Genomic DNA, 25,684 nt, shown 5'->3' with positions numbered 1-25,684 from the left:
ATAACGCCCTAACTCACGGCTAAAGTCATAAGTGTGCAGGCGTATGTCATCAAAGCCAGGAAACGCTCACCATCATGGAATGGGTTCTGCGGTCGGTTATCGGTTTTGTCTTTTTGGTGATTGTCGCGAAAGTATTAGGCCAGCGCACCATTTCCCAGCTGCGGCTGCTCGATTTCGTCATTGCCTTAGTCATTGGAAATATTGTGGCCCATCCCTTGTCAGATCAGCATTTGGGACTGCAGGGCTCGATCGTTTCAACGATTGTATTAGTCGCCTTGTATAGTCTGGGTATTCAGCTGAACCTTAAGTGGCCTGGTTTTAGAAGATTCATTAATCATAAATCCATTACCGTCGTAGAGAATGGTGAAATTCTGAATGGGGGATTAAAAAAAGCAAGAATTTCTATTGATGTGCTTTTAGAAGAATTAAGAGAAGACAAAGTAGACGACGTAAAAAAAGTAGCATTAGCCATTTGGGAAGCAGATGGGAAACTATCCGTATTTTTGTATCCGGAATACGAACCCCTTACACCCGCTTCCCTTAAGCTAAAAACGGAGCCATTTGACTTTCCCAGAACCATAATTATGGAGGGAAGGGTGCTATCCGAGGTATTACGCCAGCTGCACAAGGAGGAAAGCTGGGTGATCAGCCGTTTAGAAAGCCTTTATCAAACGGGAAGTTCAGCATGTACTGCTTGCAACCTTGGATGGCAAGGATCAGCTGAAGGTATTTTTATATCATTGAGTTTTGGACAGCTCAATCTCCTTTACTTTCTGGCGCATTTCTTCAGGCCACCATGCTCCGCAATCATCCGATACAACGCAAGCCGCACATGCATTCAGGTCGTAGACCATCATCCCAGTGATCGGAGGGGAATAAAGATGCAGTGTAACTAAATCAGTTCCTCCTGCAGACTTCATCTTATGCACCCCTTTCCTCGGTGCATAAAATAACCTCCCCTCTTGATGGAATTCCTCAAACAGCTCAGACGGCCATCCCTTTTCGTTCACTTCATATACAGTATTAAGAGACGTTCCATTCAGCACTTGAATCCATCCTTGTGAGTTTCCATGATCATGGGGAGCACACTCCACCTGCGACCAATTCATAACGAGTAATTCGACTTCATCATTTTGAAAGATAAGCTTGCGGTAGTAGGGCTTTCCATCCGCTGATTTCAGCATTGGGGCCACCTCTTCAAACTTGACATCCAATTTTTGCAGGACTTCCTTCAATTCTTTCTTGGAAGGCTTCTTTAAAGAATGGAATACGTTCATGGTCTTATCCTTAAGCTTCATGAATTTCTCCTCCTTAAGCAGAGCTCATTCCTTCATACTTATGATTCCTGATAGAATGCTTATGATCAAACTTCCCTCTACACCCTCAGTAAATCCCGTATATCCTCTTCCGTCAGCGTAAACGGCATTTTTTCATCCAGATCCACGATTTCTTTAATAAGCTGCCGCTTTTTGTCCTGCAGCTCGTTCATTTTCTCCTCAATTGTGCCGCGGGTGACGAGCTTGATAACGTTTACTGTGTTCGTCTGGCCCATCCGATGCGCACGGTCAGCGGCCTGTTCCTCCACAGCCGGATTCCACCATGTATCAAAGTGAATGACGGTATCGGCGCCTGTTAAATTCAAGCCCGTACCGCCCGCTTTCAGTGAAATGAGAAAAAGATTCCGTTCGCCTGCATTAAACCGGGTACACAATTCAACCCTTTCCGCGAGTGCGGTTTGGCCATCCAAATAGAAATACGGCATGCCCTGAACCGCTAATGCTCGTCCGATCAGGTCAAGCATGGAGGTGAACTGGGAGAAGATCAGCACTCTTCTACCTGAGAGGCGGGCCTCCTCCAGGATGTTCATGAGCTGATCAAATTTTGCCGACCCTCCGCTATATCCTTCGACGAACAGGGAGGGATGACAGCAGATTTGCCGCAGCCGTGTAATTCCGGCTAATATCTTAATCTTGTTTTTTTGAATGGTCTCCTTATCCAAGTGCTTCAGGGTATCATGGCGAAGCTTTGCCAGGTAGGCCGCGTACAGCTTTTTCTGCTCGGGAAGCAGCTCGACGATTTCCATCGACTCAATTTTTTCCGGAAGCTCGGAAAGCACGTCCTCCTTCATTCTGCGGAGCATAAAAGGACGGATTCGCCTTGCGACCTTTTTCCTTGTGAGCGTACTGTATTCCTTCAACCCCATGAACAGTTCAGGAAAGACAACATGGAAGATCGACCAAAGTTCTTCGCGCGTATTCTCCACAGGTGTTCCTGTCAGCCCGAACCGATGATCGGCCTGAATCCTTTTGACAGCTCTTGCCGTCTGGGTGATTGGATTTTTAAAGGCCTGCGCTTCATCGAAAAAGACCGTATGGAAAACCCGTTTTTCGTATTCGTGTATATCCCGTCTCACAAGCGGATAGGACGTGATAAGGACATCTGCAGCTGCATCATCCCGGAAACGGTCAGCTCTCTCCGTCCGGCTGCCGTCCATGATGATGGCCTCGATTTCCGGTGCAAAGGTTTCAATTTCCTTTTTCCAGTTATACAGCAGGGAAGAAGGGCAAACAATCAGGACCGGCCTTTTTAACCGGCGGATTTCAGGAAGAACGGACACGATATACGCGATGCTCTGCAGCGTTTTCCCAAGCCCCATATCATCCGCAAGAATCCCTCCAAATCCGTTCCTGGCGAGTGATTTCATCCATCGGTATCCGTTCTTTTGATAATCCCTCAGCACGGATTCCAGCTTCTCAGGAACAGCAAATTCCAGCTCATCCGGGTGGAGAAGACCGTTCAGCAGCTGCTGAACCGAGTCCTCGAGCGTCAGTGTATCGGAAACTTTAATGGAATCCAGAAGCTGAAGCCCTTTGATCAGTGGGACTTCAAGCTCTTTTTCCCAGTCCTCCGCCTGTACCGGCATCGCTGTTAAGAATCGGTAAATCTCCTCATATTCCCGTGTTTCAAGGGAAAGCAGAGCCCCGCTTCTCAGCCGGTAATATTTCCGTTTTTCATCCAGCGCCGCCAGAACATCGCGGATTTCCTTTTCAGGAATACCGTCCATTTCAAACTTGAACTCCAGCCAGTTCGTGCGTTCCCGTTTAGCCTCCACCTTAATTTTCGGTCCTGCCGTCTCTTTAATAATCCGGCTTCGAACGGCAGTCGTAGCATGCACCTGGACAAACTTTTCAAGCTTCGGCAGTACATGATACAGGAACTCATACTCCAAAAGCTCATTTTGCAGATAATAGCCGCTGTCCGTCCGGGCAAACGAGCTTTCCTCCATCAGCTTGAGGATCAGATCCTCCTTCTCTGAATCGCGGATAACCCTGGACAGAGCGCGCACTTCCTGTTCGTCGAGCGGATTAAAAACAATATTTCCGTAATGAAATTCAAGACCTGCAAGCAGCCGGTTTTTCACTCTGTCCAAATAAAGCTTGGCTGTTAGCGAGGCTTCAGCCATCCGTTTGGAAATCGTCTCTGAAATAGCAACCTCCCCGAGTTTTCGGAGCCCTGGAACCACTTTTTCCAGATAAAGATTGACCTGCTGCGGAGGAATAGGAATCGTGTTTTTTCCTGAAGCATCAATGACCCGTTTCAATTCAGCCAAGCGTTCAAAATTTTCCGTCCCCAGCTGAAACAATACTCCTGAAGACAAAACCGATTGGTAGGGCTTCAAGAAAATCAGGTCTTGCAATCCACCTGCTTTCAGCTCATACCCTCTGCCTTCTTCGTAGAAATCAAATTGAAGCGGCAGGACGCCTTCCGATCGATGAATACCCGAATAGATTTCCCCGTTGACCTCAAGCTCTGCAAAAGGCGCTCTCATAAGGGATGGGAGAAGCAGATTCCATGAAAACGGCGAAAGGAGGAGCTGATGGCTTTCCTTTTCAGCCGTCTCATTTTGTACAACCTTAAAAAGCTGCTGAATCACAGCATCTGATTCTTTCGTGAAACAATGAGACAATGGATCAAACTCAAAGTGGGATGTAAGCTGGAAGGGCTGTCCGCTTATGATGTTTTCCAGAAATGCCTTCATCTTGCGGACTTTTACCGATTCAACAGTGATTCCCAGTGCGAGCAGAAGTTCGCCGTCTTCCCTTTGAACCGGCTTGCACGTAAACACCGCCTGGAGGACGGTGCGATTTTCAAAATAGTTCTGCTCCCCTGTTTTACGGTTTTGCCTGTCCTTAAAGGCCGTGAGCAATTTCTCTGTCAGGGCATAGTCATGAACGGCGGGTGCATCTCCCTCCGCTTGGATCTCAGGAACCGTCCCGTTTGTCTGATGTTCTTCAATCGTCAGCAAGACCGCCGCTATATGCTGGCATTCCTGCTTAAAGGAAATAAGCTTCGGACAGCTGCATGCTGCATGGAACGTACCATCAGGTTCCACCGTGACCGAAACGCGGAAATCCTCCGTACTCTGAACAATCGCGTGACAGTCATTCTCGCGGTACTCCTGGAACTTCACTTTATTGGAACGGCGCAAGGAATCTCCGCTCTTTAAAGAGACCCGTCCGCACAGTTTTTCGATGATTTTTTTGTTCAGCTCTATATTCAAAGCAAAGGCTCCTTAAAGAAAGATTTCAATCGTGCGTGCTATACTTTACCTACCATTTTAACAGAGGAGGAAAGAAAGATGAGGATGGGAATCATCGGACTTGGCGACATCGCCAAAAAAGCGTACCTGCCTGTGCTATCGGAAAGAAAAGATCTAGAGCTTGTGCTTTGTACGAGGAATCAGGACACGCTGCAGCATCTTGCCCAGGTCTACAGACATGCGGAAACGGCTCAGACATTAGACGAACTGCTGACTAAGAACCTCGATGCCGCTATTGTCAGTACTGCGACAGAGGCACACGCTCAAATTGCGGAAAAACTGCTCGAAAACGGAATCAGCGTCTACATAGACAAGCCCGTCTCTTTGGATTTCAGCGAAACAAAAAGAATCGCAGAGCTCGCTGAAAAAAGCGGCAAAATTGCGATGACCGGCTTCAACAGAAGATTCATCCCCCGTGTTAAAGAGCTGAAAGAACACGGCAAGGCAAGCCTGGTTTTGATGCAGAAAAATCGATTTGCCTCCCCTGATCATGTCCGAAGATTTGTCGTAGAGGACTTTATCCATGTGGTCGATACCCTCCGGTTCCTGATGGGGACAGAGGTAAAGGATGTAAAAACAGAGTTCATGAAAAATGAAGAGCTGCTGGATCACATCATCGTTCAGCTGATTGGAGACGGCTGCACGGCGATCGGAATCATGAACCGAAACGGCGGAGTAACCGAAGAAATCATCGAATACTCGGCCGGCCAGCATAAATATAAGGTAAACAGTCTTGTCGAAACGACCCATTTCCATAATAAAAACATCAGCGTGACGAAGTTTGGTGACTGGGAGCCGACTCTGTTCAAGCGGGGATTTTATCAGATTATCGATCATTTTATTGAATGTGTGCGGGAAAATCGTGTTCCGGATCCTTCCATTAAGGATTCACTCATTACCCATGAGATTTGCGAGAGAATTGTGAGGCAGATTGATCCGCATGCCTAATTCAAAGCATTTAAAAGAAGCAGGCCAATTAAGACCGGCCTGCTTCTTTTGCTTACAAACTCAAATCAACATAAAATGGCGGTTCCGCACCGAGAATGCGGGCATACAGAATCAATTGTCCTTTATGGTGCGCCTCGTGGCCAATCAGGCGGTAGAGCATTTCTTCAGTCGGTTCCGTCAATTTAAAGAGATCAATGGTTGTTTCGCTCTTTAAATCTTCATCTGTAAGCGACGCGAGGATCTCTTCATGTACGTTTGTGAGCTCTTCTAAAAGCTTGCGGGCTTCCGCTAGTGTTTCCGGAACAGGAGGGATATTCATTTCGCGCCCCTCGATCGGAGCCAGGAAGAACTCCGGAGTCCAGGCAAGGTGATGGACGAGTTCGATCACCGTCATCCCTTCCTTCCAAGGACGCCACGAACCGCTTGATTCAGGGAATACAGCGGCCAGTTCTATCAAAGCATTTCGATGCATTTTCCAGCGTTTCATTGCTTTCTGGGATGATGTTTGTACATTTGACATGATTATTCCTCCTATTGATCGATCCTGCCATACAGGCATTAATTTGTTATATCGCTTACTTCTTTTCCTAATTCTTCACACAATCGTTTACCCGCTAAATTTACCATATTCCCATACCATTTACTCTTCATACATCTTCCCATCCAGAATAAAGCGCTTGCAAAAATAAAAGTTCCGGGTATACTTGTATACAAGTATACTTGAATGATAAAGAAGGTTAGGTTATGACGAATAATAAGGAACATTTATACCCTGCAAAGTGGCTTTCAAGAGCTTCAGCTGGTGAAAGAATTGCTTGCGAGCTGAGAATTTCCATTGTTTCAGGGAAAATTGAAAGCGGTACCATTTTGTCCGAGAACAAAATCGCAGCAGATTTTTCCGTCAGCCGGTCACCCGTTCGCGAAGCATTAAAAATATTGGCCTCTGAAAATATGATCCAAGCTGAGAGAATGGGTGCCGTAGTCACTGGTTTAACAGATAAACATATCGAAGAAATTTACGATGTCCGGCTTATGATCGAATCATTTGTATTTGAACGGATTGTTAAAACGGACACAGCGGATTTGGTAAAAGAACTGAATAAGATATTCGAAATGATGAAAATCGCTATCAAATATGGCGATGCAGATGAGTTCTCTTTTCAGGATGTTTTATTCCATGAAACAATCATCCGGGCGATTGACCATTCCTACATGCTCATGATCTGGAATAATTTAAAGCCCGTCATGGAGAGTTTAATTCTGTTATCCATGCGCGTCCGTTTCAGGGAAAAATACGAGGATTTCCAAAGAATTCTCGACAATCACGAGCTTTATATTCAAGCGATTAACACCAAAGACCGAAACTTAATGATCAAGTCGCTGCATCAAAATTTTGACGATGTCCAAGGGAAGGTAGAGGATCTCTGGATGTCGCAGCAGCTGCTGGCTAAAGGAGCTGAGCAAGGAAATGAATAGCTATATGCTGGGGATAGACATCGGAACAACAAGTACAAAGGCCGTATTATTCAGCGAGACCGGAGAAGTCATCCAGCAGGAAAATATCGGCTATCCGCTTCACACACCGGATATCTCAACAGCGGAGCAAGATCCTGAAGAAATTTATCAAGCCGTGCTGCATGCTGCTTCACGCATTATGAAGCAACATCCGCAAAAACAGCTTTCATTTATCTCTTTCAGCAGTGCGATGCACAGCGTCATTGCCATCGGTGAAAACGATGAACCGCTGACGCCCTGCATCACCTGGGCAGACAATCGCAGTGAAGGCTGGGCGCATAAGATTAAAACCGAATTTGGCGGACATGACATTTATAAGCGGACCGGAACACCGATTCATCCGATGTCCCCTTTAAGCAAGATTTCCTGGATGGTTCATGAGTTTCCTGACATTGCCCGTCGAGCTAAAAAGTACATTGGAATTAAGGAATATGTTTTCAAGAAATTCTTTGACCACTACGTCATTGATCATTCATTAGCCTCTGCCACGGGCATGATGCATCTGGAATCGCTGGACTGGGACGAAGAGGCATTAGCCATTGCAGGGATCACACGGGATCAGCTATCTGAACTCGTGCCTACAACCCGTATCTTTCAAAACTGCCAGCCTGAGCCGGCAAAACAAATGGGAATTGATCCGGCAACCCCGTTTATCATCGGGGCAAGTGACGGCGTGCTGTCAAACCTTGGCGTAAATGCCATCAAAAAAGGAGAGATTGCCGTCACCATTGGGACAAGCGGGGCCATTCGAACCATTATCGACAAGCCGCAGACGGATGAAAAAGGCAGGATCTTCTGTTATGCTCTCACCCAGGATCATTGGGTAATTGGCGGCCCCGTAAACAGCGGCGGAATGGTGCTTCGCTGGATCCGCGATGAATTTGCTTCATCGGAAATTGAAACGGCGAAACGGCTCGGAATTGACCCATACGAAGTGCTGACGAAGATTGCTGAGCGGGTAAGGCCGGGTGCCGATGGGCTGCTCTTCCATCCCTATCTTTCCGGGGAACGTGCTCCATTATGGAACCCGGATGTTCGCGGCTCCTTCTTCGGCCTAACGATGTCCCATAAAAAAGAACATATGATTCGGGCTGCGCTGGAAGGCGTAATCTACAATTTATATACGGTCTTTTTAGCCCTTACCGAATGCATGGACAGCCCTGTGACCAAGATTCAGGCGACCGGAGGATTTGCCCGGTCCAAGGTTTGGCGGCAAATGATGGCCGATATCTTTGAATCGGAAGTCGTTGTCCCTGAGAGCTATGAAAGCTCCTGCCTTGGAGCCTGTATTTTAGGCCTTTATGCAATAGGGAAAATTGAATCGTTTGATTCCGTTACGGATATGATTGGCAGCACCTGCCGGCATACACCGAATGAACATGCTGCAAAAGAATACAGGCAGCTCATGCCCATCTTCATTCATTTATCGCGGGTATTGGAAGAGGATTATGGCCGGATTGCCAGTTATCAAAGAAATTTAACTAGATTATAAGGAGAGATAAACATGCCATTAGTTATTGTCGCAGCCGGAATTCTCGTATTGCTGCTGCTTATTATGGGTCTTAAACTGAACACATTCGTTTCCTTGCTCATTGTATCGTTCCTTGTCGCTTTAGCCCTCGGTATGCCGCTTGAAAACATCGTCAAAACGATTGAAACAGGACTCGGCGGAACACTCGGCCATTTAGCGCTGATCTTTGGACTTGGAGCTATGCTGGGTAAACTAATCGCTGATTCCGGCGGCGCCCAGCGCATCGCTATGACTCTCGTGAATAAATTCGGAGAAAAGAATATTCAGTGGGCCGTAGTCGTTGCTTCCTTCATTATCGGCGTCGCGCTATTCTTCGAAGTAGGATTGGTTCTATTAATTCCAATCGTATTTGCGATTTCAAGAGAATTGAAGATTTCCATCCTGTTCCTTGGGATTCCGATGGCAGCAGCCCTATCCGTTACACACGGTTTCCTGCCGCCGCATCCCGGCCCGACAGTGATCGCCGGTGAATATGGTGCAAACCTTGGAGAGGTTCTTCTTTATGGATTTATCATTGCCATTCCAACTGTGATTATCGCTGGACCCCTCTTCACAAAGCTTGCGAAAAGATTAGTACCTGCATCCTTTAAGAAAACCGGAAACATCGCTTCACTCGGCGAACAAAAAGAGTTCAAGCTTGAAGACACACCGGGATTTGGCATCAGTGTATTCACCGCGATGCTTCCTGTCATCCTAATGTCCATTGCCACGATTATTACCCTGCTTCAAAAAACGATGGGCTTTGAGGACAACGCCCTGCTTGCTTCCATCCGCTTTATCGGAGATGCATCAACAGCGATGCTGATCTCTCTGTTAGTCGCCATCTATACGATGGGCCTTGCTAGAAAAATTCCGATTAATACGGTGATGGCATCTTGTACAACTGCTATCACGCAAATCGGAATGATGCTCTTGATCATTGGAGGCGGCGGAGCCTTCAAACAGGTATTAATTGACGGCGGTGTAGGGGATTACGTAGCCGAGCTATTCAAAGGATCCTCCCTGTCACCGATCCTTCTCGCCTGGATCATCGCAGCTATCCTTCGCATCTCACTGGGATCCGCAACCGTTGCAGCCCTTACAACGGCAGGATTAGTTATCCCTCTGCTTGGCCAAACGGACGTGAACCTTGCATTGGTTGTTCTTGCAACCGGAGCGGGAAGCTTGATTGCGTCCCACGTAAATGACGCCGGCTTCTGGATGTTCAAAGAGTACTTTGGATTAACGATGAAAGAAACATTCGCAACGTGGACATTGCTTGAGACCATTATCTCTGTTTCGGGGCTGGTGTTTATCCTGCTGCTGAGTTTGGTGGTTTGACCTTGTGTTCAATAGGAAAAAAGAGCATCCATACTTTTATGGGTGCTCTTTTTCAGTTCCTCAATCATTCGTTCTGGACGGTGTCACGAACTTTGATCTTATAACAAATAGCTAGAGGTGGTTGATGGCGGATCCAGGCGGCTCGCCCTTCTATCAAATGTTACAAAATGAAACTTAATTACTGGAAATTCGTATACTTACTGGACAGACAAAAGAATTAGAGGAGGTACTTTGGTGGAATCTATAACGAAAAAACGAACAAAAGCGTTTCTAATCGACTTGGCCATTTCAAGCGCTGTAACTGCTGGTGTTGAGTATTTACTGCGGAAAAAAGTGAAAAGTGAAGCCGTACATGCTTTAATAACACCGACCATTGTAATGTGGACACTTGAGTACGCACAGATGCGCCAAAGAGGCCAAACCATTGGTTATAAAAAAATGGGACTGGCCCTTGAGAATGAGGATGGTTCAGAACTGACATCCCGTCAAATCATTAAGCGAATGGGATACAGGGATACAGTGAGTACTTTTGATTACTTAAAAAGCCGTAATACGTTCGAAGACAAGGAAGGAGCAATCCTTCCGCATGACCGCTTTTCAGGTACAGTAGTAAAAGAACGTTAAAATGGGTAAATATTTCTATTAGTGAAGGTGCCAGTCCCGTCATGCTTCACCGTATTAGGGGACATAGGCTTGATGTTCTGATCCCTTATCTACCAACGGTTCACACGGTTGGTGCCAGAGCTTTCGCACGGTAAAATTTCAGGGGACTGGCACCGTGTCAGTCCCCTTATTCTTCACCGCACCGGGGGACAGAGACTCAAAGCTTTGAGCCCTTATCTACCAACGGTTTACGCGGTTTGTTCCAGAGCTTTCACACGGTAAAATCCTGCGGGACTGGCACCTCACTCAGCCCCACGGCCCAAATCCAGCCATTTAGCTTATTCCAGCCCCGCATTCTCCGAAGCAATCCGCGTTAGTGCCGTCCAATCCTGGTTTTCCCTTCCCTTTGCTGCGGATGCGAGCAAGGAATTATGCAGCAGGCTGGCAAGCGGCATCGGGGCCTTAGCGGCATTTGCTTCCTGCAGAACTAAATTGCAGTCCTTGAGCCCAAGGGCGAGCTGAAAGCCTGCAGGTTCGAACTGCCTTTTGGCAATCATCGAACCATATCCGTTATAAACGGTACAATCAAATAATGTGGAGCTATAAACTTCAGCAGCCAATTCCCGGTCAATCCCATTCTTTTCAGCAAGGTTAAATGATTCGGCCATCGCTTCCATCGCGGCCATAATCATGAAATTCCCGCCAAGTTTAATGACATTGGCATTCCCCGGCTCATCGCCAAGATCAAAAATACGCTGTCCAACTGCTTCCTGTGTGGGCTTAACCCGCTCTCTGGCTTCACTTGATCCTGACGACAGCACAAACAATTTTTGAGCGGCAGCCGCATCCGGACGACCAAACACGGGAGATGCGACATACGTGCTGTTTTGCTTTGCATGAACCTCTGAAAGCTTCCGCGAAGTTTCAGGGGAAACCGTGCTCATAGAAAGATGGATCCCTCCTTCTCCAAGCTTCCGGCCAATTCCATCCTCACCCAGTACAATGTCCTCCAGGGCCTTGTCGTTTGAGACCATTGTAATGACAATACCATCAGAGCTTGCCGCATCCGCTGCTTTCTCCACCTGCTCCGCTCCAGCGGCAACAACGGCCTTCGCCTTCTCTGGTGTGCGATTGTAAACCTTCACTTTGAAACCCGCTTTTAATAGATTCATTACCATCGGTTCTCCCATATTTCCAAGACCGATAAATCCAATTTCTTTTGTCATGTGTGAACGGCCTCCCTTTTTAAGTGTTGCTCTTATTTTCTTATACCCTAAATTGATTTTTACAATAGGGAAGATGGAAGCAATCCGTCAGTTGGATAACTTTACTGGGAGCCCTTGAAAACATCTTGAAAGTTGAGTTATCCTTAGACATACAATTCCAACTTAAGGCTGTGATAAACATGCGTATTAATAAATTCATCAGCGAATCTGGCAAGGCGTCCAGACGGGGTGCAGACAGGCTGATTGAAGAAGGCCGGGTCATGATCAATGGCAAGAAAGCGAAAATTGGGGACAGGGTTGAGCCCGGGGACGATGTCCGGGTAAGCGGAGACCAGATCCAGGTGTCCAGAAACAATGTGTATATCGCTTTAAATAAGCCGATTGGCATCACCAGCACCACTGAAAAAAATGTAAAGGGCAACATTGTGGATTTGGTCAATCACCCTTTAAGAATTTATAATATTGGACGTCTGGATAAGGAGTCCGAGGGCTTGATTCTTTTAACAAATGACGGGGATATCGTAAACGAAATTCTGCGTGCTGAAAACGAGCATGAAAAAGAATACATCGTTTCCGTGGACAAGCCCATTACTCCGGAGTTTACAGAAAAGATGGCAAGCGGTGTGAAAATTTTAGGAACGAAAACACTTCCGTGTGAAGTGGAGCAGCTTTCAAAATTTGACTTTAAAATCATCCTGAAGCAGGGATTGAACCGCCAAATCCGCCGGATGTGCGAAGAGCTCGGCTACGAGGTTTTCAGGCTGCAGAGGGTCCGGATCATGAATATCCATTTAGGAAACCTTCCCCCTGGACAATGGAGAGATCTATCGAAAAAAGAAAAAAATCAGTTATTCAGTGAATTAAATTACTACCCGAAAGAATGGTAACCAAAAAGGATGAGCCAAGCTAGAAACAGCTTGGACTCATCCTTTTTTTCTAGACCGTCATTTTCCAGCTGGACCGTGCCAGCCAGCCTTCATCTTCCTTATAGTCAGGAATCATTTTCCCAACAAGACGCCAAAAGGAACGGTCATGATTGAGATGGACCATGTGGCACATTTCGTGGACGACCACGTAGTCAATCACTCTCGGCGGCGCCATTGCGAGCCGCCAGTTAAAGGTTAACCGCAGCTCCGAATCACACGTTCCCCAAGTCGTTTTACTATCCGTAATGCGGATGGAACGGGGCTTTGTTTTGAAGTGCTTTTGATGAGCGGTGATCCGCTTTTCCACCAAAGCCTTGCACTGCTGATAATAAAACCGTTTTAACGCCTGTTTTATTCTTTCATCCTCGAGCCGGCTCACAACTACATGCAGCTCTTCCCCTTTAAAAAGAACATGATCCTGCTCCGCCTGCAGATCATGATGAATCTTTAAGGAGTAGGCTTTTCCTAAATAAAGAAAGCTCTCTCCCTGCTCATACATCTTCACCTGAGGACCCAGCAGACGTTCCTTGTTTTCTTTTACTTTTTGCTGAATCGGATTCCAGTTTTCCTCCACTACTCTCAGCACGGATTCGTCCGGAGTGCCTTTTGGGGCCTGGATTTCCACATTTCCATAACCATCTACATAAATGCCTATGGTCGAACGCTTTTTGTATTGGACGTCAAAGCTTATCGTTTCACCTGAATACGTATGGATCATGTCATTCCGCCGTTCCTATCCTCGATATTTAACCGCTAATCCTTTTAAGAAATTACGGGCATATTTATCTCCGCATTCTTTATAATTTTTGTGGCCTTCTTTCCTTAACAAGGCGCCAAGTTCACCCTTTGTTACCGTGACTCCGGCAAGTTCTAAAACCTCAAGCATATCCTCCGCTGTTAAGGATAAGGCGATTTTCACTTTTTTTAACAGGACATTATTGGGATGTATGAGTGTCATTTCAGGTTTTTGAGGCTGTCCTTGCTGATTTTCCTGCTTTCCTCTTTTAAACACAATAAGGCCGTTTAAAAATGACTCGAACATGAACGGACTGCACGGGATGTGATTGTCATCATCCTCTTCATCATTCGATTTAGTAAGGATTTTGCCAATATCTTCTCTCGCAACTTCAATGCCGCCGTATCCAAAGATCTCTTCCACCTCAGAATTTCTCAAATCAAGTGCATATCGTAAACGTATTAAGCGATCATTATTATCCATATTGTTCGTTATCTCCTGTTAATTGACTGCTTTCGGAACAGTCAATCGCGTATTTTCATTCTTAAAACATTAGTCTAACACGATGAAAGTCAGTTTTATATAGAGGTCCTCACGAAACAGGATTGACATTTTCTTCAATTTGGATATACTGTTACAAAACATATCGAAATTCAAGGACTGGGAGAGTATCTGTTAACTGACGTCAAAGCGAGCCGGGGCGGTGAAAGCCGGTACTGCGTTAACAGGGAAACGGACCCACGAGAATGGCTTCTGAACGCTTATAGTAGGAGGCCACGGCTAAAAACCGTTATTTTGCTAAAGTGGTTAAACAGATGTTTAACAACAAGAGTGGTACCGCGAATGCTTAAGCCTTCGTCTCTTTTACAGAGACGGAGGCTTTTCTATTTTGGAGGAGGGATCAAATGATTAGCCAAGTAATTGCAGGCAGCATGGAAAATGCGGTTAAAAGCCTTTTTACAGAACTCGGTCTCGTCTATACCGAGGATCTAAAGATTCACATTGAGCAGCCTGCCCATCTGGAGCATGGAGATTATTCCACCAATATTGCGATGCAGCTCGCTAAATCCCTGCGCAAAGCGCCGATTGTCATTGCCGGGATGCTGAAAGGTAAGCTGGAGGAGGGCGGTAGCTCAAATCACCTGGTGAGCAAAATTGACATTGCACCCCCGGGATTTATCAATCTGTATATAGATTGGAACCAATGGGCTAAAGAAGAATTCGCCCTGCCTATGAATACAGGTGAAAAGGCCGTGATTGAACATACATCCATCAATCCGAACAAGTCCGCACATATCGGCCATCTGAGAAATTCATGCATTGGCGATGTCCTCGTCCGCCTTTTGAAAAGAACCGGATACGATGTCGAGGTGCACAACTATATTGATGACTTAGGAAATCAGCTGGCAGATACGGTTGTAGGCATTTTGAACATCGCTGAGAAAAAGGAGCACTCCCGTTTTGGAGACTTTTGCTGGGAGATCTACTCGAAGGTCAATAAAGAGTACGAAAAGAATCCGCCGCTGCTGGAACAGCGGACGAACGTTCTCCATGCCATTGAAGAAGGAAAGGATAATCTATCGTGGGTCGGTTCTCTTGTTGCTGAAAGGATTGTACGTGAGCATCTTGAAGAAATGAATGAATTCGGCATAGGCTATGACCTGCTCGTGTGGGAGAGCAATATTGTGAGGGAGGGATTTTGGGCTTCCGCATTCCAATTGCTGAAACAAACAGAGCAATTTCACCGTGAAACGTCCGGTAAGCTTGAGGGGTGCTGGGTTTTAAAGCAGCCTTCCCCTGAAAGTGAAACGCCTGAGTCCGAACATAGCCTGGACAAAGTTTTGGTTCGTTCGAACGGGATTTTGACGTACACCGCTAAGGATATTGCCTACCATCTATGGAAATTCGGTTTGCTTGAGAACGATTTTTTGTATAAGCGCTTTACAGAAGAGCTTTGGACGACGAGCTCCAATGGAACCCGTTCATCCTACGGGAAGGCCGACCTTGTCATCAATGTCATCGATTATCGCCAGGAATATCCGCAGGCGATGGTCAAGCAGGCGCTCGAAATTCTTGGGTATGCAGAACAAGCCAAAAAGCTCCGTCATGTAAGCTACGGCGTGGTGTCCCTAAGTCCTCGTGCTGCCAAGGAGCTCGGCATCGACACCTCCGACGGCAAAGCATCGTATGCGATGTCAGGCAGAAAGGGAATCGGCATCAAAATTGCTGAATTGCTGGACCGGATGGAAAGCATCATCGACCAGACCCGTTCAGAGAAAAACGGGCTCTCAAGCAGAACGATGGCCGCGGCATCCATCCGCTACTACCTGCTTCGGTTCAGCCTGCTGACTGAGGTCGTCTTTGACATCCAGCAAGCCACCGAGGTAACCGGAAATACAGGTGTCTACTTGATGTACTCCCACGCCCGGGCAGCGAGCGTTTTAGCGAAAGCCGAAGCAGAGATCAACATAAAACCAAGCGAAATCAGCCATCTGGAAAAAGCAGAATATGCCTTAATCCGCCACATTGCGGGATGGCCGGATACGCTGAAATCAGCCTTCAGCGAGCTTGCACCAAGCATCATCTGCACCTATACTCATGAACTTGCCACTCTCTTCAACAACTTCTACGCCGCCTGCCCGATCATGAAAGCGACCGACGAGAAAAAAGCCTTAAGACTATGGCTTACCGCTCAATTTAAAGAAACGATTGGAGATGCGCTGGAGATACTTGGGCTGCCGGCGCCTGAGCGGATGTAGGGTGATGGAGGAGTCTATTGGTAAAGAATATGCATAAAGGAGTGACGCACGGTGTTCCGGGCGTCTCTTTATTCTGTTTGGAGACAGGAACTGTCGTTTTGCCCGTAATCGACACGAAACCGCCCGCTATCGACATGGAATTGCCCGTAATCGACACGAAACCCCCCGTAATTGAAGGTGAGAATCCCGCAGGCACAAATCTGCTTTAGGGGCTGATCACATCCCACGGCTGCAGCGGAATTCAATAGCCCACTTTTTAACTTCTTTTTTCATCAAAAAATAACGAATCTTCAAAAATTTATAGAGATATAAGTCCGTCTTGATGATAAACTCATAACAATGAGTCGTTATTTTTTCATAGTTAAAAAGTTACACCCCTTTTTTGAAAACGCTTTCTACCAATTAAAATAAAGAGGTTGATGAAAATTGGCAATGCAATTAAAGGAACAATCCATATTTAATCATAGCGGGAATAAAATCGTGACCGAAGACCGTGACATTTCCATCATTGCGAAGTTTGAGGAGCCCATGATTGCGATATTGGGAAATGTATTGAGTCATGAAGAGTGCGATGAACTCATTCAGCTTTCAAAGGAGCACATGAACCGCTCCAAGATTGGAACCGAGAGGGAAGTAAGCGGCATTCGGACAAGCAGCGGGGCGTTCCTGCCGGAAACAGAAAACGGGGTAGATGCCCGGATTGAAAAGCGGGTGGCCCAGATTATGAATGTCCCGGCGAATCACGGAGAAGGGCTTCATATCCTAAACTATAAGCCTGGTGAGGAATACAAAGCCCACCTCGACTATTTTAAGTCTTCCAAAGCCAACCATAACCCAAGAATCAGCACACTCGTTATGTACTTGAACGATGTCGAAGAAGGCGGCGAAACATACTTCCCTCATCTGAAGCTTTCCATCACACCGCAAAAAGGGATGGCTGTATACTTTGAATACTTCTATCAGGATCCTGCGATCAATGAATTAACGCTGCACGGAGGCGCTCCCGTCATTACAGGAGACAAATGGGCCGCGACCATATGGGTACGGAGAAAACAGTATCGGTAATACGAAAAAAGCCAGATAAGCCTCCCTTAGCAAACGGGGCTTACCTGGCTTTATTATTTAGTAATCTCTCTGTCTTTCAATCCTTACTTTTAAATGAGGACCAGTTTTTTTTTACTTAAACCAAGAGACTCTGCGGTTGAAGCAAAAACTTCTTGAAACAGGGCCGGATTGTCGGTCAGGGACATGCCGTATGAAGGAATCATTTCTTTAATTTTCGGTTCCCACTCACCCATATGCTCTGGGAAGCATTGATCCAATACTTCAAGCATGACTTGAACAGCGGTAGAAGCACCTGGAGAGGCACCGAGCAATGCAGCAATCGAGCCATCTGCGGCACTGACCACTTCCGTACCAAATTGCAGCGTTCCTTTACCGGCGTCTGTGTCTTTGATTACCTGAACGCGCTGTCCGGCTACAACGACATGCCAATCCCCGCTTTTCGCATTTGGAATAAACTCGCGCAGCTCTTCCATTCGTTTTTCATTCGACAGCAGCACCTGCTGGATCAAATATTTCGTCAATCCCATCTCTTTCACTCCTGCTGCAAGCATGGTGAAAAGATTATTCGGTTTGACGGAGCCGATTAAATCAAGATTAGAGCCCGTTTTTAAGAACTTCGGCGAGAAGCCGGCAAACGGTCCGAACAGCAAGGATTTTTTGTTATTTATATAACGGGTATCAAGGTGCGGCACAGACATTGGAGGAGCTCCGAGCTTTGCCTTCCCATAAACCTTTGCATGATGCTGCTCGACTACTTCCTGATTGCTGCAGACTAAAAACAGTCCGCTTACCGGGAATCCTCCAATTTGCTTCGACTCAGGAATACCGGTTTTTTGAAGCAATGGCAAGCTTCCGCCCCCGCCGCCGATAAAGACGAATTTCGATGTGTGGTATTCCGTTATCCCACTTGCCATATTGTGCACTTTCACTTCCCAAAGTCCGTCACTCGTGCGTTTAAGATCCTTAACACTATGCTTATAGTGAAGCTCCACGTTTTTACTTTGCAGGTGATCAAACAGAATGCGGGTCAGCGCACCAAAGTTTACATCTGTACCGTAATCAATCTTGGTTGCAGCCAAGCGTTCATTCGCTGGACGGCCTTCCATGATCAGCGGCATCCATTCCTTCAACTGTTCACGATCCTCGGAATATTCCATTCCCTGGAACAGAGGATTTTGTGACAGCGCTTTAAAACGTTTTTTCAGAAAAGCAATATCCTTCTCACCCTGCACCAAACTCATATGAGGAATGGGCATGATAAAATCCTGCGGCTGACGAATCAGATTGCGGTCTACAAGATACGACCAGAATTGTCTTGAAACCTGGAACTGTTCATTGATGTTAATCGCTTTACCAATATCGATTGAGCCGTCCGGCTTTTCGGTTGTATAGTTGAGCTCACAAAGCGCAGAATGGCCCGTACCCGCGTTGTTCCATTCGTTCGAGCTTTCCTCTCCTGCTTTTGCAAGCTTCTCAAACACTTTAATTTCCCATTCAGGTGCTAACTCTTTCAACATCGCTCCAAGCGTTGCACTCATGACTCCAGCACCAATTAAAATAACATCTGTTTTTTTGCGTATGCTGCTCATTATGACCTTCCTCATCCCCTAAAGTTGTATAAAAGAGCAGGCACTCCTGCCTGGATGCACCAAAAAGCGCGCATCCCCGGACCCCACCCAGGAACAAACATTTTCTGCCTCATTTATAATAACTATTATCTGATAATTATAAACTATTTTGAAGTAATTAAAAAGTTGGAATTTCGGAATAATGGGCTGGGTTGAGCAAAAACATACGTTACATCCCTTAAAACGGCCGTTTGACTCTCTTAATCTTTTTAAATATGGAGGGAAATTCTATGTATACATCTTCGGATTCAATCACCGGGAAGCAATCGTTCCATCCATTTCTTTTTCCCTCATCATTTCCCTCACTAATTCGCGGTTTCGTTTTTGGAAAACTTCATTGCGTGAAGAGACCATGGCAAACTTCTGCGCTGCCCGAATTTTTCTGCTAGCTGGCATGGCACTCGCACTATAAGGAGCCATCTTACAAGGAATCCTCTAGTTGATCCAGGCATTATCGGAATCAATTAAGGAGCAGGTGTGGCGATCGCCGTTTTCTTTTTGTTTTTCCCGATGAACCGGGATCGTTTGTGTATCTACTTGCACTTGTCGCCTTTATAGGAGCCATCGTAACGGCTTTCCTTATTTATTCGCTGGCCTATGACAAAAAAACCGGGCTGCAGCCGGTGCGCCTCGTGCTCATCGGGGTTGGATTTTCCATAGCCCTATCAGGAACGAAAAAATAGGAAACAAACAGTTGATACAAAAATTTTTCTACTGATACGTCTAAATTCACGTATTATAAGGTATCCTTTTAATAACTAGCCCCTTCCATAGTGTAGCTCTGATATGGTTGTGTTTCACAAAAACCTGACCGCATTAACCTACGACGATATGAGTAAGGGGCTGGTTTTGCTAATGGTTTGCTCATGCGGGGGTCTTATCTGTCCCGCTCATTAATTCAATTGACATTCTTTATACAGCAAGAGCCATTCTGCAATGAGAATGGCTCTTTTATTTATTTATTTTTAGCAAACTCTATTTCACTAGTTTCGCTGCTTTAGGACAGCGGAAGATAAATCTTCACAGTCGTTCCTTCGCCTTCTTCACTTTGAATATCCAATTTTCCATGATGGTTTTCGATGATGTTCAGGCTGGTCATAAGTCCGAGGCCGGTGCCTTTTTCTTTCGTTGAATAGAAGGGTTCGCCTATTTTAGCCAGCCTTTCCTGCGAGATTCCGCAGCCATTATCCTGAACTCTGATACAGATAAACTTCTCCTCTATTAATACCAATACAGAGACGGTTCCCTGTTCTTCTAATGACTCCAAAGCGTTCCTTATTACATTTAAGAGGACTTGTTTTAAAGAGTTCTCATCCCCAACGATCATCGGAACGGTTTTAAGCTTCAGGGTAAGCTGCTTATTTTCCATGGATGCTTCCGTTTGCATGAGATTTACGACTTGTTCAACGAGCTGATCCATGTGAATGGTATCCATTTTTCGATTATTTGGCTTTGCCATAGATAAGAACTCTGTAATAATCGTTTCAATCCTCTTTATTTCGGTTAGGATGACTTCAATAAACGCTGGATTATATTCTTTAGTCTTGGACAATAAGGTTATAAACCCTTTAATTGGTGTAAGCGGGTTGCGGATCTCATGGGCTACCGCTGCGGCCATTTGCCCCACAATCGCAAGTCTTTCCGATTTTCTCAACAGCTCATATGTTTCAATTCTTTGCTGTACGTCTCTAGATATCGAAATGAGTTCGGTGAGTTCTCCCGTATTTTCATCAAGAACTGCCTTTATTTCTGTATCAACCCAAATATAGGAGTCATCTGATCTTCTTACTCTATAGGAAACGACGGGCATAGCTTGTTTATTTGTTACGATTTGAAGATGATGGTTTTTGACTGTTTGTATATCCTCCGGATGAATGAAGTCATAAGGATCGCATCCAATAAGCTCAGAAGGCTCATAGCCCAATAAGGTTTTGAACGAAGGCGAGATGTATTGGTAACGGCTCCGCCAATAATCTGTATTTTTTCTCACTTTTTATTAGAGAGTCGCTTATGAGATATTTTTCCGTTGAATCGATTACCTGTACATATAAAAATTGCTTATTATCTTCCGGGTCAGATAGTAGAGAAACGTTCAGTGTCCCGTGTAATTGCTTGCCAGATTTATGAATATAGCATTTCTCTATCTGGTAATTGGATCTTTTTCCGGCTATTAACTCCCGCATCATGTGCAGATCCCGTTCATAATCCTCTTAAGGGGAAATATCTTTAAGAGTCTTCGTTGCCCATTCTTCTCTTGTATACCCTAAAAAATCGAAAAAAGCCTGGTTCTCGAACGTAGTTGCAAAATCTAAGGATGTTAGAATTTGCGGAACGTGAGACTGCTCAAATACTTCCCTAAATATTTCAGACCGTACCATCATAGCCTCCTAATCTTGCCTATTACATCAAGAATATTTTACCAAATCCTAAGATGCTATACAAAAGAATTCCAGGCTGGCATTCTATTAAAAGACTTCACTCAAACGCTTCTAGCTTTGAATTACCGATTTTGTCCACTATAATATAAAGTAAGAATTATCTTAATTGTCCAACTATTAATCTCGCAATTTATGGTCCAAAACTGGGAGGAGAGTTGTAAATGGAAAATAACAATAAGCCTGATCAAAAGGAACATACGTCTGCCGGACAGTGTCCTGTCACTCACCACAAGGATAGTGCGATTACGACGTCAAAGGCTCCGCGGGGAACGACGAATAAGGAATGGTGGCCAAATCAGCTGAATTTAAACGTTCTTCGCCAGCATGACAAAAAATCCAATCCAATGGGAGAGGACTTTGATTACCGTGAAGAGTTCTTAAAGCTTGATTACGATGCGCTGAAAAAGGACCTTCATGTGCTGATGACAGACAGCCAGGATTGGTGGCCGGCTGATTATGGCCATTACGGTCCATTCTTTATCCGCATGTCCTGGCATGCAGCAGGTACATATCGTACGGCGGACGGACGCGGAGGCGGCGGTTCAGGATCCCAGCGCTTTGCCCCTCTGAACAGCTGGCCGGATAACGTGAATCTTGATAAGGCCCGCCGTTTGCTGTGGCCTATTAAGCAAAAGTACGGAAACAAAATTTCCTGGGCGGACCTGCTTGTCTTAACCGGCAACGTGGCTCTTGAATCCATGGGGTTAAAGACGTTTGGTTTTGCAGGCGGCCGCAAAGACATCTGGCATGCGGAGGAAGACGTGTATTGGGGTACGGAAAAAGAATGGCTGGCGGACAACCGTTATTCCGGCGACCGCGAGCTTGAGGATCCGCTTGCTGCTGTGCAAATGGGGCTCATCTATGTGAATCCTGAGGGACCAAATGGAAAGCCTGATCCGCTCGCAAGTGCCCGTGATATTCGCGATACCTTCGGACGGATGGCGATGAATGACGAGGAGACCGTGGCCCTTATAGCCGGAGGCCACACATTCGGGAAGGCCCACGGTGCAGGCGATCCGTCTCATGTCGGTGACGATCCGGAAGCAGCGGATCTCGAAACACAAGGCTTAGGCTGGCTTAGCTCATACGGAAGCGGAAAAGGGCGCGATACGATTTCAAGCGGAGTAGATGGCGCCTGGACGACGAACCCGACTACGTGGGACAACGGCTACTTCGACCTGCTTTTCAGCTATGAGTGGGAGCTGACGAAGAGTGCGGCAGGTGCCTATCAATGGACGCCTGTTGATATGGCGGAAGAGCATATGGCGCCGGATGCAGAGGATCCATCCATTCGTGTGAAAACGATGATGTCCACGGCCGATATGGCCCTCCGTATGGACCCGGAATACGAAAAGATCTCCCGACGCTATTATGAAAATCCGGAAGAGTTTGCCGATACATTCGCACGGGCATGGTTCAAGCTTCTCCACCGCGACATGGGACCTAAAGTCAGGTACTTAGGCCCGGAGGTTCCAGCTGAAGAGCTGATCTGGCAGGATCCCGTTCCGGCAGTGGATTATGAACTGTTTCACGATGAAGTGGCTGAACTTAAAAATAGAATTCTCAGCTCAGGACTGACTGTTAGCGAGCTTGTGAAAACCGCCTGGGCTTCAGCAAGCACCTACCGCCATACCGATATGCGCGGCGGAGCAAACGGCGCCCGGATCCGACTGGCTCCCCAAAAGGACTGGGAAGCCAATGAACCGGAACAGCTGGCAAAGGTTCTTGGGGTGTACGAAGACATCCAAAGCAAGCTGACTGTGAGAGTCAGCCTGGCGGATCTCATTGTACTCGGCGGCAGCGCAGCCATCGAAAAAGCCGCAAAAGACGCAGGCTTCGACGTTACCGTGCCATTTACGCCAGGACGCGGCGATGCGACAGAGGAGCAAACCGATGCTGAAACCTTCGATGTATTAGAGCCCGTATCAGACGGATTCCGCAACTACCAGAAGAAAGAATACTCAACCAGTCCGGAGGAAATGCTCGTCGACAAAGCCCAGCTGCTCGGCTTAACCGCTCCAGAAATGACGGTCCTGCTAGGCGGCATGCGTGTTCTCGGAACCAATCACGGCGGCACCAAACACGGCCTGTTCACCGACCGTCCAGGCATCTTAACGAACGATTTCTTTATCAACCTGCTCGACATGCGCACAGAGTGGAAATCGATAGGCTTCAACCAATACGAAGGCCGCGACCGCAAAACGGGAGAAGTCATCCGTACAGCTTCACGCTTTGACCTTCTCTTCGGCTCCAACTCAGAGCTCCGCGCTCTCGCGGAAGTGTATGCACAGGATGACAACAAAGAAAAATTTGTTCGTGATTTTGTGGCAGCATGGGTGAAAGTGATGGATGGGGATCGGTTTGATGTTAAGTAAGTAACGGCTAATTTATTTGATAAGGAGACTCCCGTAAAACATTGCGGGGGTTTTTTTGAATAAAATTGCCCATACCTCTGCGGACATTCGGGATATATCCCTTCATCAGGGACATGATAGTAACCGAATGTTTAAAAACAGGAGGGAAACTCATGCAAAACCAAAACATGGATCAAAACGGCCAGCAGCAGATGCCCAACATGCAGCCGAATTCTTCATATTCCAGTGACCATGGAGGGCATGAACTGTTTGATGCCCATGAAGTCATCGCCGGAATCATTAGCATGCTAGATCAATACCAAATGTACGAGCAGCATATGAAGGATCCAGAGCTGAAGGACATTGCCCAACGCCAGTCTGTATTTGTTACCCAGATGTACAATACCATTGTAGAAGCCTTTTCCACGGGACAAAAACCGGCTGTTTCAACCCAGGTCTATAAAATGACGCAAAGTAACGATGCCGTTTACGGAATAAAGCCGGGCCAGCCGAAGAAGCCCAACCAATCCGTATCCGAGCTTTCCGATCAGGGGCTATCAGCTTACATGCTCGGCAACACCAAATCATTGGCCACCCTCTTGGCCATGACAGCACTGGAGATGACCAATCCTGTGCTGCGCCGCGTCATCGCCGACAGTGTTCCTAACTTTATCGAGCTAAGTTACGAAATTTTCCTTTATCAAAACAAGCATGGCTACTACCAGGTTCCGCAGCTGATGCAGCAGGACATGAACGCAATGCTGAACAGCTATGCGAAAGCTCCGGGGAATATGATGCATTAACGGGTAAGGGCTGGGACATCTTATGGTCCAGCCTTTTTATTATTAACCCCTCTTGAAGCAGTTTCGTATAAGAAAAACGGTCTTCCCATATATAATGGACTTGAATCACGACTTATTCCCTTACATACGAACTCAATAGATGAAAGGAGAGCGTTCAATGAAAGCAATCCAAGTAACCGGTTACGGCGGTATAGAGAAGCTCGAGCTGGCCGAACTGCCTATTCCGGAGGCGAAAGACCATGAAGTATTGGTTCAGGTGAAAGCCTGCGCCATTAACAATACGGAAATCTGGATGAGAGAAGGGGCTTACGGAACCGGAGCTAAATCAGGATGGAAGCCGGAAGGCGTGAACTTTCCCAGGATACCGGGTTCCGATATAGCAGGCAGAATCGTGAAGGCGGGGCATGCGGTGGATGATGCGATGATTGGAAAAGACGTTGTCCTCTTTCCTTTTACCTCCAGTGGAGAACCAGGTCTCGAGCATATTTCAGAAGACATGTCCTTCGTCGGTTCTGAATACGATGGCGGCTATGCGGAATATGTGGTGTGGCCGGCAGACCTTTGCTATGAAATGCCACTTCCTGATTATACGGAAAGTGCGGTTTTTTCCGTCAGCGGCTTGACGGCATGGCATATGAATGAGCAAATCCAGATTCAGCAAGGGGATACCATATTGGTCACAGGGGCAAACGGCGGAGTAGGCTCCTTAAATGTCCAAATCGCCTCCCGCGTATTCGGAGCCAAGGTCATCGCCATTGTCGGCGATTTGGCACTGGAAGAAAGAATGAAAGAATTAGGTGCCTCACATGTCCTGTCCTATAAATCTGGAAACCTTGCTGAAGAAATCCAGGAAGTGAACGGCGGTCCGATTGATGCTGTCCTGGACGTTGTCGGAGATCCCCTGTTCTCCACCTCCCTGGAAGTTCTGAAGAATGGCGGGAAGTTCTGTACCTCAGGATCCGCCGGCGGCCAAAAGTCAGAACTTGATCTCAGAACGCTCTACTTAAAACACATCACCCTCTACGGCTCCGTCTTGGGGACCAGAGAGGAGTTCAGACGGATGCTCCGCGCGATATCCGAAGGAAAAATCAAGCCGGTCATTGACCGTACGTTCCCTCTTGAGGAGGCAAAGGAAGCGCAGGTTTATTTTAAAAATTCCGGAAAAGCGGGAAAGATTGTGCTGCTTCCAGAGAATTGATTTTTCCAACAAAAAAACTCGTCATCCATTGACG

21 protein-coding genes, 2 pseudogenes and 1 other annotated feature are annotated in these 25,684 nt (G+C 46.5%); of the genes and pseudogenes, 14 read left to right on the top strand and 9 right to left on the bottom strand.

Annotated elements, in window-relative coordinates:
• Positions 1-74: 74 nt before the first annotated feature.
• A pseudogene (locus AS29_RS20965) lies at positions 75-602 on the top strand (DUF421 domain-containing protein); the annotation flags it as partial.
• Positions 603-737: 135 nt separating this feature from the next.
• On the opposite strand, the gene AS29_RS06095 reads toward AS29_RS20965, so the two are convergent.
• The gene (locus tag AS29_RS06095) at positions 738-1,298 is read right to left on the bottom strand and encodes a cysteine dioxygenase (RefSeq protein ID WP_035410466.1); all 561 of its coding nucleotides are present in this window, start codon (positions 1,296-1,298) and stop codon (positions 738-740) included.
• Between the two features lie 77 nt (positions 1,299-1,375).
• Positions 1,376-4,561, bottom strand: coding sequence for a DEAD/DEAH box helicase (locus tag AS29_RS06090; protein WP_035410469.1), 3,186 nt, complete (start codon positions 4,559-4,561; stop codon positions 1,376-1,378).
• Positions 4,562-4,639: 78 nt separating this feature from the next.
• Here AS29_RS06090 and AS29_RS06085 point away from each other — a divergent pair, with 78 nt between their 5' ends.
• Entirely contained in the window at positions 4,640-5,548 is a 909-nt protein-coding gene (locus tag AS29_RS06085; protein WP_035410472.1) for a Gfo/Idh/MocA family protein, read from the top strand.
• A 52-nt stretch (positions 5,549-5,600) separates the two neighbouring features.
• Here AS29_RS06085 and AS29_RS06080 read toward each other — a convergent pair whose 3' ends face one another.
• On the bottom strand, positions 5,601-6,068 hold the full coding sequence (locus AS29_RS06080) for a DinB family protein (RefSeq protein ID WP_082883748.1): 468 nt from the start codon (positions 6,066-6,068) through the stop codon (positions 5,601-5,603).
• 224 nt (positions 6,069-6,292) lie between these two features.
• Here AS29_RS06080 and AS29_RS06075 point away from each other — a divergent pair, with 224 nt between their 5' ends.
• The 4 genes from AS29_RS06075 to AS29_RS06060 all read left to right on the top strand — a co-directional run bounded on the left by AS29_RS06075 (position 6,293) and on the right by AS29_RS06060 (position 10,538).
• Entirely contained in the window at positions 6,293-7,024 is a 732-nt protein-coding gene (locus AS29_RS06075) for a GntR family transcriptional regulator (RefSeq protein ID WP_035410477.1), read from the top strand.
• Complete coding sequence (gene gntK, locus AS29_RS06070) at positions 7,017-8,555, top strand: gluconokinase (protein WP_035410479.1); 1,539 nt, start codon at positions 7,017-7,019, stop codon at positions 8,553-8,555. Before AS29_RS06075 ends, gntK begins: the two co-directional genes overlap by 8 nt.
• A 12-nt stretch (positions 8,556-8,567) precedes the next feature.
• Positions 8,568-9,914, top strand: a complete 1,347-nt coding sequence (locus tag AS29_RS06065; RefSeq protein ID WP_035410481.1) for a GntP family permease — start codon at positions 8,568-8,570, stop codon at positions 9,912-9,914.
• 234 nt (positions 9,915-10,148) lie between these two features.
• A complete protein-coding gene (locus tag AS29_RS06060; RefSeq protein ID WP_035410484.1) occupies positions 10,149-10,538 on the top strand; it encodes an RDD family protein in 390 nt (129 codons plus the stop codon).
• Between the two features lie 317 nt (positions 10,539-10,855).
• On the opposite strand, the gene AS29_RS06055 is transcribed toward AS29_RS06060, so the two are convergent.
• Positions 10,856-11,779 carry an NAD(P)-dependent oxidoreductase gene (locus tag AS29_RS06055; RefSeq protein WP_269449387.1) on the bottom strand — a complete coding sequence of 308 codons (924 nt, stop codon included), beginning with the start codon at positions 11,777-11,779 and terminating at the stop codon, positions 10,856-10,858.
• A 143-nt stretch (positions 11,780-11,922) separates the two neighbouring features.
• Here AS29_RS06055 and rluF point away from each other — a divergent pair, with 143 nt between their 5' ends.
• Positions 11,923-12,630, top strand: coding sequence for a 23S rRNA pseudouridine(2604) synthase RluF (gene rluF / locus AS29_RS06050; RefSeq protein WP_035410490.1), 708 nt, complete (start codon positions 11,923-11,925; stop codon positions 12,628-12,630).
• A 49-nt stretch (positions 12,631-12,679) separates the two neighbouring features.
• Here the strand turns inward: rluF and AS29_RS06045 are convergent, their stop codons facing one another.
• Both AS29_RS06045 and AS29_RS06040 read right to left on the bottom strand, forming a co-directional pair.
• Positions 12,680-13,387: a M48 family metallopeptidase gene (locus AS29_RS06045; protein WP_035410494.1), complete on the bottom strand. Its 708-nt coding sequence runs from the start codon at positions 13,385-13,387 to the stop codon at positions 12,680-12,682.
• 15 nt (positions 13,388-13,402) lie between these two features.
• Positions 13,403-13,888, bottom strand: a complete 486-nt coding sequence (locus AS29_RS06040; RefSeq protein WP_035410497.1) for a DUF1456 family protein — start codon at positions 13,886-13,888, stop codon at positions 13,403-13,405.
• Between the two features lie 164 nt (positions 13,889-14,052).
• Positions 14,053-14,271: a binding site (T-box leader), on the top strand.
• A gap of 39 nt (positions 14,272-14,310) precedes the next feature.
• Between AS29_RS06040 and AS29_RS06035 the strand changes: the two genes are divergently transcribed.
• From AS29_RS06035 to AS29_RS06025, 3 genes are all read left to right on the top strand, one after another.
• Complete coding sequence (locus tag AS29_RS06035) at positions 14,311-16,164, top strand: arginine--tRNA ligase (RefSeq protein WP_035410500.1); 1,854 nt, start codon at positions 14,311-14,313, stop codon at positions 16,162-16,164.
• A gap of 17 nt (positions 16,165-16,181) precedes the next feature.
• Positions 16,182-16,373, top strand: a complete 192-nt coding sequence (locus tag AS29_RS06030; protein ID WP_035410503.1) for a hypothetical protein — start codon at positions 16,182-16,184, stop codon at positions 16,371-16,373.
• A 223-nt stretch (positions 16,374-16,596) separates the two neighbouring features.
• Positions 16,597-17,229 carry a 2OG-Fe(II) oxygenase gene (locus AS29_RS06025; RefSeq protein WP_035410618.1) on the top strand — a complete coding sequence of 211 codons (633 nt, stop codon included), beginning with the start codon at positions 16,597-16,599 and terminating at the stop codon, positions 17,227-17,229.
• 89 nt (positions 17,230-17,318) lie between these two features.
• On the opposite strand, the gene AS29_RS06020 is transcribed toward AS29_RS06025, so the two are convergent.
• On the bottom strand, positions 17,319-18,818 hold the full coding sequence (locus AS29_RS06020) for a malate:quinone oxidoreductase (protein ID WP_035410507.1): 1,500 nt from the start codon (positions 18,816-18,818) through the stop codon (positions 17,319-17,321).
• Positions 18,819-19,233: 415 nt separating this feature from the next.
• Here AS29_RS06020 and AS29_RS20960 point away from each other — a divergent pair.
• A pseudogene (locus AS29_RS20960) lies at positions 19,234-19,528 on the top strand (iron chelate uptake ABC transporter family permease subunit); the annotation flags it as partial.
• A gap of 326 nt (positions 19,529-19,854) precedes the next feature.
• On the opposite strand, the gene AS29_RS06015 reads toward AS29_RS20960, so the two are convergent.
• Both AS29_RS06015 and AS29_RS20955 read right to left on the bottom strand, forming a co-directional pair.
• Entirely contained in the window at positions 19,855-20,847 is a 993-nt protein-coding gene (locus AS29_RS06015) for an ATP-binding protein (RefSeq protein ID WP_082883747.1), read from the bottom strand.
• 220 nt (positions 20,848-21,067) lie between these two features.
• On the bottom strand, positions 21,068-21,235 hold the full coding sequence (locus AS29_RS20955; RefSeq protein WP_197491580.1) for a PAS domain-containing protein: 168 nt from the start codon (positions 21,233-21,235) through the stop codon (positions 21,068-21,070).
• Positions 21,236-21,456: 221 nt separating this feature from the next.
• On the opposite strand from AS29_RS20955, the gene katG reads away from it, so the two are divergent.
• From katG to AS29_RS05995, 3 genes are all read left to right on the top strand, one after another.
• Positions 21,457-23,670 (top strand): catalase/peroxidase HPI, encoded by a 2,214-nt coding sequence (katG, locus tag AS29_RS06005; protein ID WP_035410514.1) that lies wholly within the window; start codon positions 21,457-21,459, stop codon positions 23,668-23,670.
• 152 nt (positions 23,671-23,822) lie between these two features.
• A complete protein-coding gene (locus AS29_RS06000) occupies positions 23,823-24,452 on the top strand; it encodes a spore coat protein (RefSeq protein WP_035410516.1) in 630 nt (209 codons plus the stop codon).
• Between the two features lie 157 nt (positions 24,453-24,609).
• Positions 24,610-25,650, top strand: coding sequence for a zinc-binding dehydrogenase (locus AS29_RS05995; protein ID WP_035410519.1), 1,041 nt, complete (start codon positions 24,610-24,612; stop codon positions 25,648-25,650).
• The last annotated feature ends 34 nt before the right edge of the window (positions 25,651-25,684 follow it).

The sequence above is a fragment of the Bacillus sp. SJS genome, from assembly GCF_000732485.2.
Lineage (GTDB): Bacteria > Bacillota > Bacilli > Bacillales > Bacillaceae > Metabacillus_B > Metabacillus_B sediminis.
Note: the sequence above shows the minus strand (reverse complement) of the source record. Positions and strands in the feature narration are given on the sequence as shown.

Coding starts and splice junctions, on each gene's coding strand:
- AS29_RS06085 (WP_035410472.1), top strand. CDS start 4,640: ATGAGGATGGGAATCATCGGACTTGGCGACATCGCCAAAAAAGCGTAC.
- AS29_RS06080 (WP_082883748.1), bottom strand. CDS start 6,068: ATGTCAAATGTACAAACATCATCCCAGAAAGCAATGAAACGCTGGAAA.
- AS29_RS06000 (WP_035410516.1), top strand. CDS start 23,823: ATGCAAAACCAAAACATGGATCAAAACGGCCAGCAGCAGATGCCCAAC.
- AS29_RS06020 (WP_035410507.1), bottom strand. CDS start 18,818: ATGAGCAGCATACGCAAAAAAACAGATGTTATTTTAATTGGTGCTGGA.
- AS29_RS06075 (WP_035410477.1), top strand. CDS start 6,293: ATGACGAATAATAAGGAACATTTATACCCTGCAAAGTGGCTTTCAAGA.
- AS29_RS20955 (WP_197491580.1), bottom strand. CDS start 21,235: ATGGTACGGTCTGAAATATTTAGGGAAGTATTTGAGCAGTCTCACGTT.
- katG (WP_035410514.1), top strand. CDS start 21,457: ATGGAAAATAACAATAAGCCTGATCAAAAGGAACATACGTCTGCCGGA.
- AS29_RS06025 (WP_035410618.1), top strand. CDS start 16,597: ATGCAATTAAAGGAACAATCCATATTTAATCATAGCGGGAATAAAATC.
- AS29_RS06035 (WP_035410500.1), top strand. CDS start 14,311: ATGATTAGCCAAGTAATTGCAGGCAGCATGGAAAATGCGGTTAAAAGC.
- AS29_RS06095 (WP_035410466.1), bottom strand. CDS start 1,298: ATGAAGCTTAAGGATAAGACCATGAACGTATTCCATTCTTTAAAGAAG.
- AS29_RS05995 (WP_035410519.1), top strand. CDS start 24,610: ATGAAAGCAATCCAAGTAACCGGTTACGGCGGTATAGAGAAGCTCGAG.
- gntK (WP_035410479.1), top strand. CDS start 7,017: ATGAATAGCTATATGCTGGGGATAGACATCGGAACAACAAGTACAAAG.
- AS29_RS06040 (WP_035410497.1), bottom strand. CDS start 13,888: ATGGATAATAATGATCGCTTAATACGTTTACGATATGCACTTGATTTG.
- AS29_RS06045 (WP_035410494.1), bottom strand. CDS start 13,387: ATGATCCATACGTATTCAGGTGAAACGATAAGCTTTGACGTCCAATAC.
- AS29_RS06065 (WP_035410481.1), top strand. CDS start 8,568: ATGCCATTAGTTATTGTCGCAGCCGGAATTCTCGTATTGCTGCTGCTT.
- rluF (WP_035410490.1), top strand. CDS start 11,923: ATGCGTATTAATAAATTCATCAGCGAATCTGGCAAGGCGTCCAGACGG.